Consider the following 19,976-nt stretch of genomic DNA (forward strand, 5'->3'; position numbering starts at 1 on the left):
TTATTGAAAGTTTAAAATTAGTCCAAAAAGACTCGAATTGCCTGCTAATGTATATCGTGAATATGAATAATTAAATTTTAATTTGTTGATTCTCAAACCAAATCCCAAAGAAATCCCGGAGAAATTGCGCTGATCATCTATTCTTAATTCTTCTGCTCTTCTAAAATTATAACCTAAACGCAAATTGACTGCTTTTTTCGGAAAAAGTTCTACACCTAAAACTACGTGTCTTAAAGCATTATTTACAAAAGAAACCTTTTCTTCACTTGTTGTTCCGTCGATATTGGTTTCACCACGAACCGGATTTGAAAAAGAAACTTTCCACTGCTGTAAATTATCTAAAGATAGATGCCAACGTATAGGCACATGCTCTAATTCTTGTGATACTCCTGCAATGATTTCAAGTGGTAATTTTTCATGAATTCCTGAATATGTCGTAAATTGAGTACCTACATTTCTGATTACCAAAGCCAAATTTACACTATTTTTTGGAATTTCATACATAATTCCCACATCAATTGCACCACCAATAGAATTATAACTTTCTAATGTCGAAGTTATTAGCTTAGCACTAGCTCCAATATGAAGATCTGTAAAAGGAATATTATATGCGTAACCCAGAGAAAATGCGGCTTCACTTCCGGTAAAATCTGAAGTTGCCTGTCCGTTTTCATCATAACCTTCAAATGATCCGTAATTTATATAACTTATTCCGGCGTAAAAAGTTTGAACGTGTCTGTCGTAAGTATAAGCATAAGAAGCAGTTCCATAAGAAGCCTCTCCATAATAACTTCCATAATTCATGGCCAGATGATTATCCATATCTTCGTTTAAAGTTGCCGGATTAAACATGACCTGATTAACATCTTCATCATAAATCGTTATTGTCTTTCCTCCCAACGCTGCCTGCCTTGGTGAAGTCGTTAAATTTAGAAACTGATAGGTGTAACGCCCTCCAATTTGTCCGTAAGAAACCGAGCAAATTAGTATTATATAAAGTAAAACAAATTGTTTTAACATACTTTTGGTGGCGTTCTCATATGGTAATAACGCAAATACAAATATAAAATTATATAATTTAAAAAATAAATTTTATAACTATCTAAAATTCAACTAATATGCAGAATTAAAAATTTTAAATCGTTCATAAATGTCAAAAAAAATTCCAAATCCCAATTTGATAATTGGAATTTGGATTTTAGATATTGAAATTAAAGTTGAAGTTTACTTTAACTGTTTTGCATTTTTTACATTTTGATCTGTTAAAGCCAAGGCTAAAACTTCGCTCATTTCTTTTACATAATGAAACGTCAAACCTTCTAAATATTCGGCTTTAATTTCATCAATGTCACTTTTGTTTTCGTGACATAAAATGATTTCTTTGATGTTAGCTCTTTTAGCTGCTAAGATTTTTTCTTTGATTCCGCCAACTGGTAAAACTTTACCGCGAAGTGTTATTTCACCTGTCATCGCTAAACTTTTCTTAACCTTCTTTTGAGTCAATAAAGAAACTAATGAGGTTAACATTGCAATACCTGCACTTGGTCCGTCTTTTGGTGTTGCACCTTCAGGAACATGTAAATGAATATTATATTTTTGGAATAATTCTACGCCAAGTCCTAACTTTTTGGCATTTGCTTTAATGTATTCTAAAGCAATTGTAGCCGATTCTTTCATGACGTTTCCAAGATTTCCTGTAATGGTCAAAGAACCTTTTCCTTCAGAAATTAAAGATTCTATAAATAAAATATCTCCACCAACACTAGTCCAGGCTAAACCTGTAACTACTCCGGCAATATCATTATTTTCATATTTGTCACGTTCTAGTCTTGGTACGCCTAAAACAGTCACAATATCTTCGTCAGTAACCTTTTTATTATACTCCTCTTCCATCGCAACTGCTTTTGCAGCATTACGAATTACCTGAGCAATTTTAGTTTCTAAATTACGAACACCAGATTCACGTGTATAACCTTCAACAATTTTCTCTAATTGTTTTTTTCCAATCGTTAAATCTTTGCTTGTTAATCCGTGTGCTTCTAATTGTTTTGGAAAAAGGTGTCTTTTTGCAATTTCTACTTTTTCTTCAATAGTATAACCTGACATTTTGATTACTTCCATTCTGTCACGCAATGCGGGTTGAATTGCCGCCATATTGTTTGACGTTGCAATAAACATCACTTTAGATAAATCATACCCCATTTCTAGGAAGTTATCATAAAATGAACTGTTTTGTTCCGGGTCTAAAACTTCTAATAAGGCAGAAGAAGGATCGCCACTATTTCCGCTTGATAATTTATCGATTTCATCTAATATAAAAACAGGATTTGAAGTTCCTGCTTTTTTCAAACTCTGAATAATTCGGCCTGGCATGGCACCGATATAGGTTTTTCTGTGTCCGCGAATCTCAGCTTCATCACGCAAACCACCTAACGATATACGAACATACTCACGGCCTAAAGCTTCGGCAACAGAACGCCCAATAGATGTTTTACCAACTCCCGGAGGACCTGTTAAACAAATAATTGGCGATTTCATATCGTTACGAAGTTTTAAAACTGCCAAATGTTCTACCATTCTTTTCTTAACTTCTTCAAGTCCAAAATGATCTTTATCTAATATTTTCTGAGCATATTTTAAATCAAATTTATCTTTAGAATATTCGCCCCAAGGCAATTCTAAAAACAATTCTAAATAGTTACGCTGAATTCCAAAATCTGGAGATTGTGGGTTCATTCTACGCATTTTAGACAATTCTTTTTCGAAATGTTTTTGCGTTTTTTCGTCCCATTTTTTGGTTTTGGCCTTAATGCCCATTTCGTCCATTTCTTCTTCCTGCGAAACCCCTCCCAATTCTTCCTGAATGGTTTTCATTTGCTGATGAAGAAAATATTCGCGTTGTTGCTGGTCTAAATCAAAACGAACTTTTGACTGAATGTCATTTTTCAATTCTAATTTTTGCAACTCTACGTTCATATAACGCAGGGTTTCAAGCGCTCTGTCTTTTAGTCCGTTTATCGATAAAAGACCTTGTTTTTCTTTTACGGATAAATTCATATTAGAAGAAACAAAATTGATTAAAAACGATTGGCTTTCAATGTTTTTGATCGCAAAGGTGGCTTCTGAAGGAATGTTTGGACTTTCTTTTATAATTTGAATGGCCAGCTCTTTTACAGAATCTAAAATTGCTGTAAATTCTGTGTCATTTTCGTCAGGACGTTCTTCTGAAACTTCTTTAATAGTTGCCGTAATATAAGGCTCTTCTGAAACTACTTCATTAATTTCAAAACGTTTTTTTCCTTGCAGAATGACGGTAACATTTCCATCAGGCATTTTTAAAACACGCAGAATTCTTGCTACAGTCCCTATTTTATGAATATCTTCTTTTGAAGGATCTTCGTCTTCTTCATTTATTTGAGAAACTACACCAATAATCTTTCCGGCGGCATTAGCATCATTTATCAATTTTATCGATTTATCTCTTCCAGCAGAAATCGGAATAACTACTCCAGGAAATAAAACGGTATTACGTAAAGGTAAAATTGGCAACGAAAGCGGAAGCTCTTCATTGTTCATTTCCTCTTCGTCTTCTGGAGTTAATAATGGAATTAATTCTGCTTCTGAATCAAATTCCTGAAGTGACAGATTGTCAATAGTAAGTATTTTATGATTTGACATAATAATATATAAGTCTTTTTGTCATTAAAAGTTTAATCCTAATTGTATTTGCTGACTTAAATATTAACGTTTTTATAAAAACTATAATAAGTGTTTCATTTACAAGATAGATCGTAAAAATAGACAATCATTGTGCCAAATGCAAAAGAGTGTGCTTTGAAATTTAGTTTTTAATACTTAATATTTATAACACAAAGAAAAACAAAGCATAAAAAAAACCGAAATTACTTTCAGGTTTTTTTTATTTTTTTAATACAATTAATTTAATTTATAAGAAACCAATTCAGAAGATGAATCATTAAAAGAAAACTTAATGACACCAACACCTTTTGCAATCAAATATTCTGCTTCTGTTGAACCAGCACTTTGTCCTTCTAATGAAGTTTCTAATTTTAGTTTAAATTTGATAACATCTTTATAAGTAACATTTTTGATAGAAGCTGTTATTCCTTTCTCTAAAATTGTTCCAGTATATTTAACATTCATTTTTATAACAGGAATTCCAGGATAATCAATTGTAGTAGTTTGTGTATAAGTTCCTGTCCATGTTTTATTTACTTCTAAATAATCTTTAAAGAAAACAAATTCATATCCGCTAATTTTACTTGAGATACCGTTGGCGTTACTTACAATATCATCTAGTTTAATAAAATAATCTCCTTGTACTTTTTTAAGTGAAGCTGTAGCAGAAGCTGTAACGTCAGTATTTGCTGAGAAAAATTTATCAAATTTAAAATAGGTCTCTCCATTTATTTTTTCTGAACTAATAATTTTCATAGTAGTTTCAGAACCACCTTGGTTTAAAACCCATTGATTGCTAATTGCAGTTGGCCAATAATCTCCTGTTGATACTTCTGGAGTTTCTTCATTAGTAGGATTATCAGTATCGCTAGAACAAGAAACGAATAACGATGTTGACATAAATAATGCCACTAAAGCAATGCTTTTTAATTTTTTCATAGTTTTAAATTTTGTTTTTAGTTCTCCAAAAATAATAAAATCATTGGCATTATTTTAACATTTTTTAACAAATGAATTCTTAAAATCAATATTCACAGTTAGTTTATTCATTATCAAATTATTAGCTTTAATTTTAAAATAGCGATCTTAAAATGACGGTTACTTTTAAAGTTCTTTTAATTAATTTTAAAAAAATAATCAAAAACTGTAACATCTTCAAAAAAGCAAAGTCATTATAAAAAACTAGCAACCATTACTTGAGTACAACCAATCAAAATATCGAAGAATTAATTGCGCTTTGTAAAACAAATAATCAGAAAGCGCAATTTGAAGTTTACAACCGTTACTGTAAAGCCATGTACAATGTGGCTTACAGAATCGTAAAAGATGAACATTTTGCACAAGACGTCATGCAGGAAGGTTTTTTGAAGGCTTTTACAAAAATTAACGATTATAAACAGGAAGTCGCATTTGGAGCATGGCTTAAAAAAATCATTATCAATTATAGTATTGATTTTTATAAAAAGAACAATGCTTTTCAGATGGAAGACATCAACAAAACGCTTTATAAAATAGAAGAAAATGATAGTTTCTTTTCTGAAAATATAGATCTGGATTACCTTAAAGTGAAACAGGTTTTAGAAGCCATTTCAGATTTAAAAGATAATTATCGGATGGTTTTGACACTATTTTATATTGAAGGTTACGATCAGGAAGAGATCAGCGAAATCTTAAATATTAGTTATGCCAATTGCAGGACGACATTAAGCAGAGCTAAAGAAAGTTTACGAAAAAAATTAGAGAGTATATGAAAAAGGAAAATGACGATTTAGACCAATTATTTAACAGATTAGAGAACCAGTGGGATGTTCATGAAATGAATTCTGATCATCAGGTTGATTTCTTAAATAAATTAAATAAAAAACAGCCAAAGAAAAAGAATTACGCGGTTTGGGCCATTGCAGCTTCGATAACTTTATTGTTAGGAACATCTGTTTTATACAATAATAACGCAAAACCTAAGGAATTTAAATTTGCATCGAATGAAACGAAGCGTACAGATTCTATCTTTAATGTTTTGATTGAGAATGAGCTAGTTAAATTAAAAGAAAAAAGTTCTCCGGAAAATGAACAAATCGTAAATGATGCTTTAAAACAAATGAAAGTTTTTGATGCTGATTATCAAAAAATCATAAAAGAAGTTCAGAAAAACGGAGAGAACAAACAGATTATTTACGCAATGATTAGCAATTTGCAAACGAGAATATCTTTTTTACAAACAGTTTTGCAGCACATTGAAGAAAACGAAAATTTAAAAAACACGACCCATGAAAAAACATTATAACATATTAATTCTATTCATTTTAATTCCGTTTTTGGGGTTTTCAAATGATGATACTTTTATTTCAAAACAAAAAACAATCAAAAAAACGTATATCGTAAATTCTAATGCCGGAATTGATATTCAAAATAAATACGGAAGCATTACGGTAAGTACCTGGGATGAAGACAAAATTGATCTTGACATTACTATAAAAGTAACGGGCGGAAATGAAAATTGGGTGAACGAAAAACTGAATAGCATTGATATTGATATTACTGCTCTTAAATCGATGGTTACAGCTGTTACTACTATGGGAAGTTCGTCTTTAAAAAGTCAGGGAAGCAGCAATAGTTTTGAGATAAATTATGTGATAAAAATTCCGAAAAACGGAACGGTAAAACTGGATAATAAGTATGGAAATATTACAACGTTTACTTTAGAAGGTGCTACTGATATTAGCTGTAAATATGGTAAGGTAACACTCGGGAAATTAAATGGTTCAAGCAATCGTGTTGAAATTGCATATTGTCAAAATTCGAGTATTGATTATATTAAAAATGGAACCCTTGAAGCTCGTTATTCGGGTTTAAAAATTAATGATTCGGGCAATTTAAATTTAGATACTAATTATACTGATTTAGCTATTGCAGACGGTCAGAATATTAAATACGAATGCAATTACGGAACTTTTAAATTTCAAAAAATAAATTCTTTTTCAGGATCCGGAAATTATCTGACAATAAATATTGCTGAAATTTCGAACAGTGTAAATGTAAACGTGAATTACAGTAAAGTAAATATTTCGAATATTACGGAAAAAGCCAATAATATAAATATCAGCTCCGGTTATTCAGATGTTTCTTTAGGTTACGATAACAATTATTCTTTTGATTTTGATATTAATACGAGATACGGAAACATTAAAAATGATAACTCGTTGGATATTTCAGTTAGCGAAAGTAAAAATACCAGTAAAAGAATCAGCGGATTTAATAATAAAAAAGGCCAGAATAAAGTGATTGTTAACTCTAATTACGGCAATGTTACATTAATCAAAAATCAATAATCAAAAATCAATCAAAATGAAAAAATCAATTCAATTATTAGCTTGCAGTGTATTCTTAACAGGATTTATTGCTAATGCACAATGGTCATCAAATGATCAGAACAAAATTAAAGGAAATGGTAAAGTTGTTACAGAAACCAGAAATACGGGAGATTATGACGCTATAAAAGTTGGAGGACCTTTTGATGTGAATTTAGTTTCTGGAAATGAAGGAAAAATTACGATTAAGGGTGAAGAAAATTTATTATCATCTATAAAAATTGAAGTTGAAGATAATGCGCTTAAAATCTATGTTGATAAAACAGTAAATATTCGCTCTAGTTCAGGACATAAAATTGAAATTACGGTTCCGTTTGAAAAAATTTCATCGGTAAGCCTTGCAGGTTCAGGAAATATTCAGACAAAAAACATCATTAAAAATGACAAGTTTGAAGCTAAACTGGCAGGTTCAGGAAATTTTAAATTAGATGTTGATTCAAATGATTTTGAATTGAATGTGAGTGGATCAGGAAATGTAGCTTTAAAAGGATCTGCTGACAATTTTACGACGAAACTTTCAGGGTCAGGAAATATTAATGCATCAAATTTAAAATCTAAAAATGTGAATGCAAATGTTTCCGGTTCAGGAAATAGTATTGTGAATTGCGAAGGAAATTTAACGGCAAGAGTTTCCGGTTCAGGCGACATCAAATATATTGGAAATCCTGACAAGCGCGACGTAAAAGTTTCAGGTTCAGGAAATATCACAAAAGGTTAATTCAATAAAAAGCTCAATAATAATTTTACAAAATCATCAATCCATTTTAAAACGAACCAAATCATTTCTTTTTATTATTGAGCTTTTTTATAGATTATAATCTAAAATTACAAAGTTAAATGAGGTGTTTTATTAATTTAGAACACCTTTTTTTGGCACTCGTCTTAACAGCAAAACTCCAACTGTAAAAAATACGGCCAGAATAACAATAGAAAATCTAGGGCTTCCTGTAATCTGATCGATTATTCCATAAATACACATTCCGATTACTATTCCGATTTTTTCTGCCACATCATAGAAACTAAAAAAAGAGGCTGTATCTTCTGATTCCGGTAATAATTTAGAATAGGTTGAACGTGATAATGCCTGAATTCCTCCCATTACAAAGCCTATTAGAGTTGCCATAACATAAAAATGAATGGGCAATGTTATGAAAAATGCTAATACGCAAAGTACTGCCCAGATAGAATTGATTACAATTAATGTGGGAATATTTCCAAATTTCCCAGATGCTCTTGATGTTAAAAACGCACCAAAAATGGCAACTATTTGTATTAACAATATACAGATGATTAACCCTGTTGTGCTTTCACTTTCTGAACTCCATTGAATTTCCTGTGCACCAAAGTAAGTGGCGACAATCATCACGGTTTGAACTGCCATACTGTAAACAAAGAAACTTCCTAAATATCTTTTTAAAGAAATATTATCTTCCAATAATTTCCATACTTTTTTTAATTCTTTAAAGCCATTAAAAATTACATCTTTGGTTACTTTTTGGTCTTTATTATTATTTCCTTTTGGCAGATAATAATATGTATACTGACTGAAAAGGATCCACCAAATGCCTACCATTAAAAAAGAATATCGCATTGCTGCCATTTTAGCTTCACCACCTTCAGCTCCCATAATCATGAAAAGGTTAATACCCATCAAAAGAACACTCCCAAAATACCCTAAAGAATATCCTTTGGCACTCAATTTATCTTGTTGTTCAGGAAACGCAATATCCGGTAAATAAGAATTGTAAAAAACTAAACTTCCCCAGAAACCAATCAATCCTAAAAAATAGAAAAGTAAGCCAACATATATATTTTCAAGATTAAACCAGTATAAACCCATACATGACAAGGCGCCCATGTAGCAAAAGAATTTCATAAAAGTTTTTTTATTTCCCACATAATCTGCAATACCGGATAACAGAGGAGAAATAAAAGCAACAACCAAAAATGCTGCAGCTGTAATAAAACTTATTAAGGCAGAATTTTTAAGATTCATACCGAAAACATCAATATAATGATCTCTGTCTGAGAATAAAGCTTCGTAAAAAATTGGAAAAACAGCCGATGAAATAACTAATGGATAAACCGAATTAGCCCAATCGTAAAAAGCCCAGGCATTTAGTAATTTTTTATCTCCTTTTTGTAAGTTCTTCATAAAAATGGTTTTGTTAGTGGCTACGAATTTATCTAATTTTTATCATAAACTAATAGAAATTTGATAAATCGTGTATTAATAAATTATAAACAATTTAAACCATACAACATAAAAAAAAGCCATTCACCGCGGTGAATAGCTTTCTAAATATTTTACTATATAAATATTGTTTATCTTATAATACCAACTTTAGCCGCTGTAGTTCTTGCTTCAGGTATTAACGCTTTTAAATTTGCAATTCTGGTTGCGTCAGAAGGGTGCGTACTCATAAATTCAGGAGTTCCTGATGCAGCTGATTTCGCCGACATTCTGCTCCAAAATGCAATTGCATCATCCGGATTATATCCAGCAATTGCCATAAGTGTTAAGCCTATTTTATCAGCTTCAGTTTCGTTGCTTCTGCTAAATGGCAGCATCACTCCTACCTCAGTACCAAGCCCGTAAGCTTGCGAAAATATTGCTTGTGTAGACTCAGATTTACCACTTGTTGCAGCACCAAGTGCTACTCCGCCAATTTGTTGCAATTGTGCAGCGCTCATTCTTTGTGCTCCGTGATTTGCTAATGCGTGAGAAACTTCGTGTCCCATAACGGTTGCTAAACCGGCATCATTTTGAGTAACAGGCAAAATTCCTGAATACACTACGATTTTACCTCCAGGCAAACACCATGCATTTACTTCTTTGTTATCAACTAATTTATATTCCCAGCGATAATCTTTTAAATATTGTGATTGTCCTAAATAAGTTAGGTATTTTTCTGCTGCAGTTTTTATTCTGCCGCCAACTGCATCAACTCTTTTTGCATCTGCTGTTCCTGTTATAACTTTATTTTCGGCTATAAAAGAATTGTATTGTTGAAAAGAAGTTGGAAATAGTTCACTATTTGAAACAAAATTTAGATTTGATTTTCCTGTAACAGGATTGGTTGCGCATGCACAAAATAAAAGTGCTGTAAAAATTGTTAAAAAAAAGTAATTTTTCATGATCATATGTTTTAATTATAGCGTAAAAATAACGAATATTTTAGTCAGATATTTTATATAATTAAAGCTAAACATATCATAATTTTATCATTCACCAACAATATGCAACTCCGTAAATTCTTTATCAACGATTAAGGAATTATTCTCACCAAAATTAATACTGTCAAATGCTACTCTTTCATTGTCAATTTCGATTTCAATAACTTTAAAAGGTAATCCAAGTAAATTGATTTTATATTTGGTGTAAGGCGTATCAAATTTTCCCTCTTTGTGCAATTGAATGATCATTTCTTTTTCTTTTCCGATTGTTTTGAAGGATAAAAAACTGTAACGTCCTTTTTTATAATCATAACCATCCTGAGCATCTTCATAAACAACTGATTTTTCTTTGCCTTTTTTATAATAAATATCAAGTGTCAATTCATCAAATTCAAGTTCTCCAACATATTGCTGAACGGGATATTTCGGGATTATAGCGCCTGCTTTAACAAAAACCGGAATCTCGTCAAATTTAGTATCTACCCAAACTTCTCGGCCTCCAATTATAAATTCATTTGTCCAATAGTTATACCACTCACCTCTTGGAATATACATACGTCTACCTAAAGCATTAGGTTCAAGAATTGGACATACCAAAATTTGGTTTCCAAAGATGAATTCATCATTACGATAATGCGTTTGTGTATCATCCTGATCATAGTAAACTAATGGTTTTAACATTGGAATTCCTTCTTCAATATACTGCCAAAACATGGTATACAAATAAGGTAATAACTGGTAACGAAGGCTGACAAACTTTCTGGTAATATTGATTACTTCTTCATCAAAAGCCCAAGGTTCCTGATTTCCGTGATCTCCAGAAGAGTGTGTTCTGCAAAACGGATGAAAAACACCTAACTGAATCCAACGCGCATATAATTCTCCTGTTGGCTGTTCTGCAAAACCTCCAATATCAGAACCGGTAAAACCCATTCCTGAAATACACATTCTCTGAACCTGAATATTGGCAATCCATAAATGTTCCCAAGTGGCAACGTTGTCGCCTGTCCACGAAGACGTATAACGCTGTGCACCAGAATAAGCCGATCTCGTAATTACGAAAGGTCTTTTTGGATATGCAAAACGTTTTACACCATGATAAGTGGCTCTTGCCATTTGGGTACCGTAAATATTATGAGCTTTTCTATGACTGCAAGGATTTCCGTCATAAACGTGACGAACATCCATCGGAAAGGTTTTATTAGGAACTTCCATAACAGCTGGTTCATTCATATCATTCCATACTCCTTTTACGCCAATATCTGAAATTAATTCTTTAAATAATCCAGCCCACCATTCTCTAACTACGGGATTTGTATAATCAGGAAAATTACATTCTCCTGGCCAAACTTTTCCTTTCATATAAGGTCCATCGGCTCTTTTGCAGAAATAATCTTTTTCGAGTGCTTCCTGGTAAACCCAGTAATCTTTATCTATTTTAATTCCCGGATCTATGATTACAACGGTTTTAAAACCGTCTTCGGCTAATTCAGCTACCATTCGTTTCGGATCAGGAAAATATTCTTTACTCCAGGTAAAACATCGAAAACCTTCCATATAATCGATATCCAAATAAATGGCATCACAGGGAATTTTAAGTTCTCTAAATTTTGAGGTGATTTCTTTTACCTTACTTTCAGGATAATAACTCCATTTGCATTGGTGATAGCCTAAAACCCATAAAGGTGGTAATTCAGGTTTACCGGTCAAATCGGTATACGTTACAACCACATCTTCCATTTGTGGCCCGTAAATAAAATAGTAATTCATTTCGCCACCTTCTGCCCAAAAACTGGCAACGTTTCTTCTTTCCTGACAAAAGTCAAAAAAAGTTCTAAAGGTATTATCAAAGAAAATTCCGTACGATTGTTTATTATGTAAGCCAATATAAAACGGAACTACTTTATATAACGGATCTTGATCTTTTTGGTAAGCGTATTGATCTGTAGCAAAATTTTCTAATCTTTTGCCTTTTAAATTCATTTGAGTGGCTTTGTCGCCAAGACCGTAAAAACATTCTCCATCTTTAGAAGATTTACTCATTTTTACAATATTTCCGCCATATTCATAGCTTTCTTCCCAATGAAAACCAAGTTCATCTTCGAGAATTAAAAGATCATTTAAATCGTAAATAGACAAGCGAAGATCTGCTTTCTGAATTTTGCATTTTACTTTGCTGGTTCTGATTTGAAAAAAAGTTTCTTCCTCTGTCAGCTCCAGAAAATTATAGCCGTGTAACTGGGTTTTATCAATTGCATATGAGAAATCATTACTAAAATAACCTTTTGTAGTAAAGCGAAACCGTATTAAACTATCTCTAAGAATGGTGACTTTTAAAATTACTTTATTGTCTGTATTAAAAAAAATAGTATCGCCCTCATGCTCGTATGAAACGATTTTTGACGGGTATAAATCGCCTTTATATTCTAATGATGTATTTGTAATCATATCGCTAATGAATTAATTATTCTAATTCTATCTCCATTTCAAACATACAAAAAAACTTCATAAGCCTCTATGAATAAAAGGTTTATTCACGAAAACGTTTTTGTTGTCTGACTAATAAATTACAATTGGTAAAATCAGCAAATCAATAATTTTAATACCTTAAATTGATAAAATGGTATCGCAGAAATTGGTCTATCTTTTTTTATTCGAAAGAATAAACGGTAACGCTTAAAGGTGGCAAAATTAATTCGATAGAAAAATCTCTGCCATCGTAAGGTACGGCTTCAATTTTCAATGCATTTGAATTTGAAACTCCACTTCCTCCATAAACAATAGCATCACTATTAAATATTTCTTTTAAATTACCTTTCTGAGGAATTCCTATTCGATAATTTTCTCTTAAAACTTGAGTAAAATTACAAACTACTATAACATTTTCTTTAGAATTATTTCCTTTACGGATATACGATAATACGGCATTTTGATGATCTGAATAATTAATCCATTCAAACCCTTCTCCGCTAAATTGTTTTTCATACAAAGCCGGATGAGATTTATACAATTGATTTAAATCTGTAATTAATTTTTTAATGCCAGAATGATAATCATACTGCAACAAATGCCAGTCTAAACTTTGTTCAAAATTCCACTCATCGCTTTGCCCAAATTCAGATCCCATAAACAATAATTTTGTTCCGGGATGTGTAAACATATAGCCGTACAATAATCTTAAATTAGCAAATTTCTGCCATTCATCGCCAGGCATTTTATTGGCAATAGATTTTTTTCCATAAACGACTTCGTCGTGTGAAAACGGAAGCATAAAGTTTTCCGTAAAAGCATACGTCATCGAGAAAGTCAAATCATTTTGATGGTATTTTCGGTAAACCGTTTCTTTTTGAAAATATTGTAAAGTATCGTGCATCCAGCCCATCATCCATTTCATTCCAAAACCCAAGCCACCGGTAAACGTTGGTCGGGAAACCATCGGAAACGAAGTACTTTCTTCAGCAATTGTCTGGACTCCATCAAAATTGGCGTAGATAACTTCATTAAATTCTTTAAGGAAACTTATCGTATCCAGATTTTCTCTTCCGCCATAAATATTCGGTTCCCACTCGCCTTCATTTCTCGAATAATCAAGATACAACATCGAAGCAACGGCATCAACTCTCAAACCATCAACATGATAATTTTGCAGCCAGAAAACAGCGTTACTGATCAGGAAAGCGCGAACTTCATTTCTTCCGTAATTAAAAACAAGGCTTTTCCAATCCGGATGATAGCCTTTTCGACGATCAGGATGTTCATATAAATGTGAACCATCAAAGAAACCTAAACCATGTGCGTCATCAGGAAAATGCGACGGAACCCAGTCTAAAATTACGCCGATACCAGCCTGATGCAATTTATCTACCAAAACCATAAAATCCTGTGGTTTCCCAAAACGGGAAGTTGGTGCAAAATAACCCATCAATTGATAACCCCATGACGGATCATAAGGATATTCCATAATTGGCATAAATTCTACGTGCGTAAAACCGGTTTCTTTTACATAAGAAACTAAGTCTTCAGCCAGTTCCAAATAAGTTAAGAAACGATTGTTTTCTCCTCGTTTCCAGGAACCTAAATGCACTTCGTAAACGGAATATGGTTTGTCTAACGAATTGTTTTCCTTGCGGGATTGCATCCATTTTTCGTCTTTCCAATGATGATCTAAATCCCAAACAACAGAAGCTGTATGTGGTGGTTTTTCGCAATACAAAGAAAATGGATCCGCTTTTTCGGTTACAACTCCATCAATATTCGATTGAATTTTATATTTGTAAACTGCTCCTTTGTTAAGTTCCGGAATAAATCCTTCCCAAATACCGGAAGAATCCCAACGAACTTGCAGTAAATGTTCACCTTGTGTCCAATAATTAAAATCACCAACAACAGAAACAGATTGTGCTGTAGGGGCCCAAACAGCAAAATACACGCCTTTAACTCCGTTAACTTCAATTAAATGCGCTCCTAATTTTTCATACAATTTGAAGTGTTTTCCTGCTTTGAATAAGTCAATATCAAAATCAGTAAATAAAGAGTGCGTGATGACTTTATTCATAATTGGTTTTTAAGGCAATAATTATTTTTGAGTTTATTCTATTCTAAAATTATCAGACAGAACAGCTCCTTTTTTAATAACGACAATTCCGTCTTTTATACTATATAATTCGTTGGTAAAATTATCTAAATGCTTACCACCGCTAATGTGAACGTTGTTTCCAATTCGCACATTTTTATCGATTAAAGCATTGTTGATATAACAGTTTTCTCCAATTCCAATATGAATTTTATTGATCGTACTTTCATGATTCATTTCGTCAAGGTCCTGATAAAAATCATTACCCATTACATAACAGTTCTCCAATACAGTTCCTGTACCAATTCTGGAACGAATGCCAATAACAGAACTTTTAATTTCTTTAGCATTGATAATACATCCTTCTGAAATTAGAGATTGATTGATAACTGAATTTCTAAATTTTGATGGAGGTAATAATCTTGGTCGGGTGAAAATTTTATTATCATTATCAAATAAATTAAACTCCGGAATATCAGCTGTTAAGCCAATATTTGCTTCAAAAAATGATTCTATATTTCCGATATCCGTCCAATAACCTTCATATTGATAACTTAGAATCTTGTGTTTTCCAACCGCTTGTGGAATGATTTCTTTCCCAAAATCTTTGGTATGCGGATCACACATCAAATCTTCTAATAATTGGCGGTTGAAAATATAAATTCCCATTGAAGCCAAATATTTTTTCCCTTTTTCCTGCATTTGTTCGCTTACTTCAGATTCCCATTCAGGTAAAAGCGAGGCATCAGGTTTTTCTATAAAAGATTCCACACAGTTTTCATGATTCGTTTTAAGAATTCCAAATTCAGGCGCATCTTTAGCGTTTACAGGCAAAGTTGCAATAGAAATAGCAGCATTAGCAGCAATATGGGCTTCTAACATTTCATTAAAATCCATTTGATACAATTGATCTCCAGATAAAATTAAGGCATAGTCAAATTCATGTTTAAGAAAATGCGACATACATTGGCGAACAGCATCTGCCGTTCCCTGAAACCATGTTGGATTATCAGGAGTTTGTTCTGCAGCTAAAATATCAACAAATGATTGACTGAAAATACTAAAATTAAAAGTGTTTTTGATATGTGCATTTAATGACGCAGAATTAAATTGCGTTAATACAAATATTTTAAAAATATCCGAATTAATACAATTTGAAATAGGAATATCAACCAATCTGTATTTTCCACCAATCGGAACTGCAGGTTTTGATCGGGTTTCTGTTAACGGAAACAAACGTGATCCTTGTCCTCCTCCTAAAATAATAGCAACGACATTCTTCTTTTTAAATTTCATTTTTCTCAATTATTAGGTTGTATATCTCAATATATTCTTGGCAAACTCTTTCCCAGGAATGGTCTGTTTCCATTCCGATTTTTCTAATTTTATTGAAGTTTATTTTATCATCGTACAATTTTACTGCACGATTTACAGAATAACAAATATCTCCAACCGATGCCTGATCATGGCAAATTCCGTTTCCGTCATCTCCAAAATCAATTACTGTATCGCGCAATCCTCCGGTTCTTCTCACAATCGGAATCGTTCCATATCGCAAAGCATACATCTGATTTAGTCCACAAGGTTCAACTCTCGAAGGCATTAAAATGAAATCTGAACCCGCGTATATTAAATGGGCCAATTCTTCATTATAACCAATAAAAACATTATAATTTCCTTTATAATCATTTCTCAATTGAACCAATTGGTCTTCTATAACAGAATTTCCTGATCCTAAAATCAAGATATTGATATTTTCAAAATTTTCAGACAACGCTAATGCCGAAACCTGAGGCAATAAATCTCCACCTTTTTCTTCAAATAAACGTCCTATAAAACTAAATAGCGGCTTTGAAGGATCTAATTCAAATTGTTCACATAATTTTTCTTTATTTTTTTGTTTTCCAATTTCAGAAGATTCTAATGAATAATTTTTAATAATCATTTTATCTTTTGAAGGATCCCAAACTTCAATATCAATTCCGTTTAAAATTCCTCTTGATTTAGTTCGAACCGAATTAAACAAGGATTCCAAACCATTCGCCGAAATATTAATTTCATTTAAATAACTTGGTGAAACGGTAGTAACAAAATTTGCACATTTAATTCCCACAGCTAAAGAATTAAGAGAATTTCCCCATTCTAAAAACCCAACGTGAATCAAATCAAATTCAGGTAAATAATGCAATTTATCAAAACCAAACCACCCTTGATACAAACCATTATGAATTGTAATTACAGTTCTTACCTCTCTTAAATTTTCATATTTATAAGCATACTTAAGTAAAAACGGAATTAAACCAGTATGATGATCATGGCAATTAATAACAGCCGGAACTATCTTTCGACCAGAAATCCAATCTAAAGCAGCTATTTGAAAAGATACAAATCGTTCGATATCATCCTCATATCCATAAACATTTGGACGATCAAATAATTCCTTAATTTCAATCAGATATAATTCGTAACCAAGTTTATCAGTGGTTTCTTTTAAGACGCTGAAAGGAAATTCGAAATTTCCCAATGTTACACTTCCCCAATGAACATATTCGAATTCATTTTCATTTCTAAATTTTGTATCATAACAAGGCACAACAACCCGAAGCTTATGACCTGCATTCGTCTGATATTTTGGCAATGCACCCACAACATCGGCTAATCCGCCAACTTTTGCCATAGGATAGCATTCTGCACTAATATGAAATATTTCCATTTTAGAAATGTATAACAATTATTAAAATTAAATTTGGAATTATTTTTTAGTAAACATCTATTAATATGCTACTTTTATGTTTCCTAAATTTAGGGAAAAATAAATGAAATAAAGAGTTCCTAAAAAAATTAGTAATATGGCAAAAAAGGCTAGCAATCCCACACAATCTTTAAAAATTCCACAATTTATCATATTAACAAGTAGAATATGCGCTTTTATTTCAACCAATCTCGTTACAAAATACGCTGCCAGACTTTTTACAACGCCAATAAAACATAAAGTTCCCAAGAGAGAACTGGATATGGATCATAAAAGCGTTCAAACCACAATATTTGTTCCTGCAATTAATAAAAACATTGTAACCTATAAATATGGAACAAGTGAAAGACAGATTTTACTAGTTCATGGTTGGTCCGGACGAGGAACTCAATTGTTTAAAATTGCAGATGAGTTAGTAAAAACCGGATATTCAACAATAAGTTTTGACGCTCCCGCACATGGGAAATCTGAAGGAAAAACGACAATAATGTCTGAATTTATTCTTTCTATTTTGGAAATTGAAAAGTTGTATGGACCATTTGAAATTGCAATAGGTCATTCACTGGGAGGAATGTCTGTATTAAATGCAATTAAAGATGGCTTAATGGTTGAAAAAGTGATAATAATTGGAAGCGGAGATATTGTTCAGGACATATTAGATGAGTTTATTTCTAAATTAACATTAAAACAAGAAATAAGCAATCGTTTACGTGATCTATTTGAGAATAAATATAAGGTTAAGATGAATGATTTTTCTGCATATAAAGCAGCACAAAAAATAAAAATTCCAGTTTTAGTAATACATGACAAAGACGATCCTGAAGTTCCTGTAAAAGCTGGAATTCATATTCATCAACAACTGCAAAATGGAACTTTATATCTAACAGAAGGTTTAGGTCATAGGAAAATACTAGGGAATCAAAATGTTATAAAAAAAATCTTAGAGTTTATTAAAAGTGCTTAACTTTATAATAGTTATGTTTTTGTCATTCAATTTTAAAAAATGCTAAAATGGATTTATTTGGAGAAACAACAAATTGGGAAGTAGAATTAAAGCCTATTTTAAAGAAATATAAAGGAAAAAAGCATCCATTAGAATATGAAAATACCTATCAATTATTGGTAATGGTAGTTTTGTCTGCACAAGATTCTGATGCTAATATCAATAATGTTGCACCTCCATTATTTGAAAAATATCCAACATTAAAAAGTTTATCTAAAACTGATCCTGAAACATTTATACCCTACATCAGTAAAGTTCGCAACCATTCTACAAAAGCGAGCTGGTTATTGGAAATTGCAAAAACAATTAAAAATGATGATGCTATTCCTCTAACTATGGAGGGATTAACAGCCCTTAAAGGTATTGGAAGAAAATCTGCCAATGTAATTTTAAGGGAAAATGATAAGCCCGCAGAAGGTATAATTGCAGATTTACATGTTATCAGAGTTGCACCACGAATTGGAATCGTAAAAGATAATAAGGATGGAAATAAAATAGAAAAAGACCTTATGCAAGTTTTACCTAAAAAGATTTGGTCAGAAATTGGAATGGCCATCTCGTTTCACGGAAGAGAAATTTGCAGACCCAAACCAAAGTGTGAGGAATGTGAATTAACAGATATCTGTCTCTATTACAATACTGTAGTGAAACCCAAATAAGTTTATTTCCTTCTGGTATCTATTAAATAAATAATTTTCCAAGTATCTTTTTCTTTAAATAATGTAAAAGTATTAACACCAGAATGACTTAATTTATCATTTAAATAAAACTCATAAGGTGCCCAAACATGCGCCATTGTGCCATCTATTTGAATATTATAACTTAAGATTTTCTCGTTAAATTTTATACTTGACGGAATTGTGGCAATAGATTTATAAAATTCCTTTGCGCTTTCATCAGATAGTTTATTTCCTTTGATAACACTTTCATTAATTGATTGTAAAATTATTTTAGGCGAACAAACTGACTGTATCTTTAATGTATCTTTTTGATGAAATCCTTCAAAAAAGATATCAATAGTTTTTTGAACTTCAAGCTTTTGTGCATTTACAGATAATCCTGAAAGCAATAAAATTATAACATAAAACTTCATAATTCAGATAGATTAAATTTGAATCTAATGTATAAAAAAAAGATTAATATTATTTCTTTAATTCTATTTTAGTGCTAAATAGAAATTGATAATACCTCTCGCCTCTCTGAGAATCGATTTATCGGTATTTTTGTTTAGTATTTTTGAAATAACAGATTCTCAGAGCACCGGTTTGTCTCTTAAAGGCAATAAATGGCAAAAACACACAACCCATTATAAACGAAAAAACCCTTCATCTTATGATGAAGGGTTTTTAAAAAGAAAGGCGACGACATACTCTCCCACATAACTGCAGTACCATCTGCGCAGGC

16 protein-coding genes are annotated in these 19,976 nt (G+C 31.9%); 6 read left to right on the forward strand and 10 right to left on the reverse strand.

What is annotated here, in order from left to right:
* From porQ to EV143_RS17455, 3 genes are all read right to left on the reverse strand, one after another.
* The gene (porQ, locus tag EV143_RS17445; RefSeq protein ID WP_133509224.1) at nucleotides 1-1,020 is read right to left on the reverse strand and encodes a type IX secretion system protein PorQ; all 1,020 of its coding nucleotides are present in this window, start codon (nucleotides 1,018-1,020) and stop codon (nucleotides 1-3) included.
* 204 nt (nucleotides 1,021-1,224) lie between these two features.
* A complete protein-coding gene (gene lon / locus EV143_RS17450; RefSeq protein ID WP_133509225.1) occupies nucleotides 1,225-3,678 on the reverse strand; it encodes an endopeptidase La in 2,454 nt (817 codons plus the stop codon).
* A 258-nt stretch (nucleotides 3,679-3,936) separates the two neighbouring features.
* Nucleotides 3,937-4,638: a hypothetical protein gene (locus tag EV143_RS17455; RefSeq protein ID WP_133509226.1), complete on the reverse strand. Its 702-nt coding sequence runs from the start codon at nucleotides 4,636-4,638 to the stop codon at nucleotides 3,937-3,939.
* A gap of 257 nt (nucleotides 4,639-4,895) precedes the next feature.
* On the opposite strand from EV143_RS17455, the gene EV143_RS17460 reads away from it, so the two are divergent.
* From EV143_RS17460 to EV143_RS17475, 4 genes are read left to right on the forward strand one after another with little or no spacing between them, the layout of a single operon-like run.
* Nucleotides 4,896-5,450 carry an RNA polymerase sigma factor gene (locus tag EV143_RS17460; RefSeq protein WP_133509227.1) on the forward strand — a complete coding sequence of 185 codons (555 nt, stop codon included), beginning with the start codon at nucleotides 4,896-4,898 and terminating at the stop codon, nucleotides 5,448-5,450.
* The gene (locus EV143_RS17465; protein ID WP_133509228.1) at nucleotides 5,447-5,983 is read left to right on the forward strand and encodes an anti-sigma factor; all 537 of its coding nucleotides are present in this window, start codon (nucleotides 5,447-5,449) and stop codon (nucleotides 5,981-5,983) included. Before EV143_RS17460 ends, EV143_RS17465 begins: the two co-directional genes overlap by 4 nt.
* Nucleotides 5,967-7,028 carry a DUF4097 family beta strand repeat-containing protein gene (locus tag EV143_RS17470; RefSeq protein WP_133509229.1) on the forward strand — a complete coding sequence of 354 codons (1,062 nt, stop codon included), beginning with the start codon at nucleotides 5,967-5,969 and terminating at the stop codon, nucleotides 7,026-7,028. Before EV143_RS17465 ends, EV143_RS17470 begins: the two co-directional genes overlap by 17 nt.
* A 16-nt stretch (nucleotides 7,029-7,044) precedes the next feature.
* Complete coding sequence (locus EV143_RS17475) at nucleotides 7,045-7,785, forward strand: head GIN domain-containing protein (RefSeq protein ID WP_133509230.1); 741 nt, start codon at nucleotides 7,045-7,047, stop codon at nucleotides 7,783-7,785.
* Between the two features lie 132 nt (nucleotides 7,786-7,917).
* Here EV143_RS17475 and EV143_RS17480 read toward each other — a convergent pair whose 3' ends face one another.
* From EV143_RS17480 to EV143_RS17505, 6 genes are all read right to left on the reverse strand, one after another.
* On the reverse strand, nucleotides 7,918-9,222 hold the full coding sequence (locus EV143_RS17480) for an MFS transporter (protein WP_133509231.1): 1,305 nt from the start codon (nucleotides 9,220-9,222) through the stop codon (nucleotides 7,918-7,920).
* 170 nt (nucleotides 9,223-9,392) lie between these two features.
* Nucleotides 9,393-10,205: a M48 family metallopeptidase gene (locus EV143_RS17485; protein ID WP_133509232.1), complete on the reverse strand. Its 813-nt coding sequence runs from the start codon at nucleotides 10,203-10,205 to the stop codon at nucleotides 9,393-9,395.
* A gap of 87 nt (nucleotides 10,206-10,292) precedes the next feature.
* The gene (locus tag EV143_RS17490; protein WP_133509233.1) at nucleotides 10,293-12,692 is read right to left on the reverse strand and encodes a glycoside hydrolase family 31 protein; all 2,400 of its coding nucleotides are present in this window, start codon (nucleotides 12,690-12,692) and stop codon (nucleotides 10,293-10,295) included.
* Between the two features lie 202 nt (nucleotides 12,693-12,894).
* Nucleotides 12,895-14,799, reverse strand: coding sequence for a 1,4-alpha-glucan branching protein GlgB (gene glgB / locus EV143_RS17495; RefSeq protein WP_133509234.1), 1,905 nt, complete (start codon nucleotides 14,797-14,799; stop codon nucleotides 12,895-12,897).
* A gap of 33 nt (nucleotides 14,800-14,832) precedes the next feature.
* Nucleotides 14,833-16,113, reverse strand: coding sequence for a glucose-1-phosphate adenylyltransferase (locus tag EV143_RS17500; protein WP_133509235.1), 1,281 nt, complete (start codon nucleotides 16,111-16,113; stop codon nucleotides 14,833-14,835).
* The gene (locus EV143_RS17505) at nucleotides 16,103-17,530 is read right to left on the reverse strand and encodes a glycogen synthase (RefSeq protein WP_133509236.1); all 1,428 of its coding nucleotides are present in this window, start codon (nucleotides 17,528-17,530) and stop codon (nucleotides 16,103-16,105) included. The genes EV143_RS17500 and EV143_RS17505 overlap by 11 nt, the downstream gene beginning before the upstream one ends.
* A 136-nt stretch (nucleotides 17,531-17,666) precedes the next feature.
* Here EV143_RS17505 and EV143_RS17510 point away from each other — a divergent pair, with 136 nt between their 5' ends.
* Nucleotides 17,667-18,533 carry an alpha/beta fold hydrolase gene (locus tag EV143_RS17510; protein WP_133509237.1) on the forward strand — a complete coding sequence of 289 codons (867 nt, stop codon included), beginning with the start codon at nucleotides 17,667-17,669 and terminating at the stop codon, nucleotides 18,531-18,533.
* Between the two features lie 47 nt (nucleotides 18,534-18,580).
* Entirely contained in the window at nucleotides 18,581-19,231 is a 651-nt protein-coding gene (locus EV143_RS17515) for an endonuclease III domain-containing protein (RefSeq protein WP_133509238.1), read from the forward strand.
* A gap of 2 nt (nucleotides 19,232-19,233) precedes the next feature.
* On the opposite strand, the gene EV143_RS17520 is transcribed toward EV143_RS17515, so the two are convergent.
* Nucleotides 19,234-19,665 (reverse strand): nuclear transport factor 2 family protein, encoded by a 432-nt coding sequence (locus EV143_RS17520; protein WP_133509239.1) that lies wholly within the window; start codon nucleotides 19,663-19,665, stop codon nucleotides 19,234-19,236.
* Between the last annotated feature and the right edge of the window lie 311 nt (nucleotides 19,666-19,976).

It is taken from the genome of Flavobacterium chryseum (assembly GCF_004362015.1).
GTDB lineage: Bacteria > Bacteroidota > Bacteroidia > Flavobacteriales > Flavobacteriaceae > Flavobacterium.

What these genes read in the sequence shown, in the direction of transcription:
- porQ (WP_133509224.1), bottom strand. Translation starts at nt 1,020, where the DNA reads ATGTTAAAACAATTTGTTTTACTTTATATAATACTAATTTGCTCGGTT.
- lon (WP_133509225.1), bottom strand. Translation starts at nt 3,678, where the DNA reads ATGTCAAATCATAAAATACTTACTATTGACAATCTGTCACTTCAGGAA.
- EV143_RS17455 (WP_133509226.1), bottom strand. Translation starts at nt 4,638, where the DNA reads ATGAAAAAATTAAAAAGCATTGCTTTAGTGGCATTATTTATGTCAACA.
- EV143_RS17465 (WP_133509228.1), top strand. Translation starts at nt 5,447, where the DNA reads ATGAAAAAGGAAAATGACGATTTAGACCAATTATTTAACAGATTAGAG.
- EV143_RS17470 (WP_133509229.1), top strand. Translation starts at nt 5,967, where the DNA reads ATGAAAAAACATTATAACATATTAATTCTATTCATTTTAATTCCGTTT.
- EV143_RS17475 (WP_133509230.1), top strand. Translation starts at nt 7,045, where the DNA reads ATGAAAAAATCAATTCAATTATTAGCTTGCAGTGTATTCTTAACAGGA.
- EV143_RS17480 (WP_133509231.1), bottom strand. Translation starts at nt 9,222, where the DNA reads ATGAAGAACTTACAAAAAGGAGATAAAAAATTACTAAATGCCTGGGCT.
- EV143_RS17485 (WP_133509232.1), bottom strand. Translation starts at nt 10,205, where the DNA reads ATGAAAAATTACTTTTTTTTAACAATTTTTACAGCACTTTTATTTTGT.
- EV143_RS17490 (WP_133509233.1), bottom strand. Translation starts at nt 12,692, where the DNA reads ATGATTACAAATACATCATTAGAATATAAAGGCGATTTATACCCGTCA.
- glgB (WP_133509234.1), bottom strand. Translation starts at nt 14,799, where the DNA reads ATGAATAAAGTCATCACGCACTCTTTATTTACTGATTTTGATATTGAC.
- EV143_RS17500 (WP_133509235.1), bottom strand. Translation starts at nt 16,113, where the DNA reads ATGAAATTTAAAAAGAAGAATGTCGTTGCTATTATTTTAGGAGGAGGA.
- EV143_RS17505 (WP_133509236.1), bottom strand. Translation starts at nt 17,530, where the DNA reads ATGGAAATATTTCATATTAGTGCAGAATGCTATCCTATGGCAAAAGTT.
- EV143_RS17510 (WP_133509237.1), top strand. Translation starts at nt 17,667, where the DNA reads ATGGCAAAAAAGGCTAGCAATCCCACACAATCTTTAAAAATTCCACAA.
- EV143_RS17515 (WP_133509238.1), top strand. Translation starts at nt 18,581, where the DNA reads ATGGATTTATTTGGAGAAACAACAAATTGGGAAGTAGAATTAAAGCCT.
- EV143_RS17520 (WP_133509239.1), bottom strand. Translation starts at nt 19,665, where the DNA reads ATGAAGTTTTATGTTATAATTTTATTGCTTTCAGGATTATCTGTAAAT.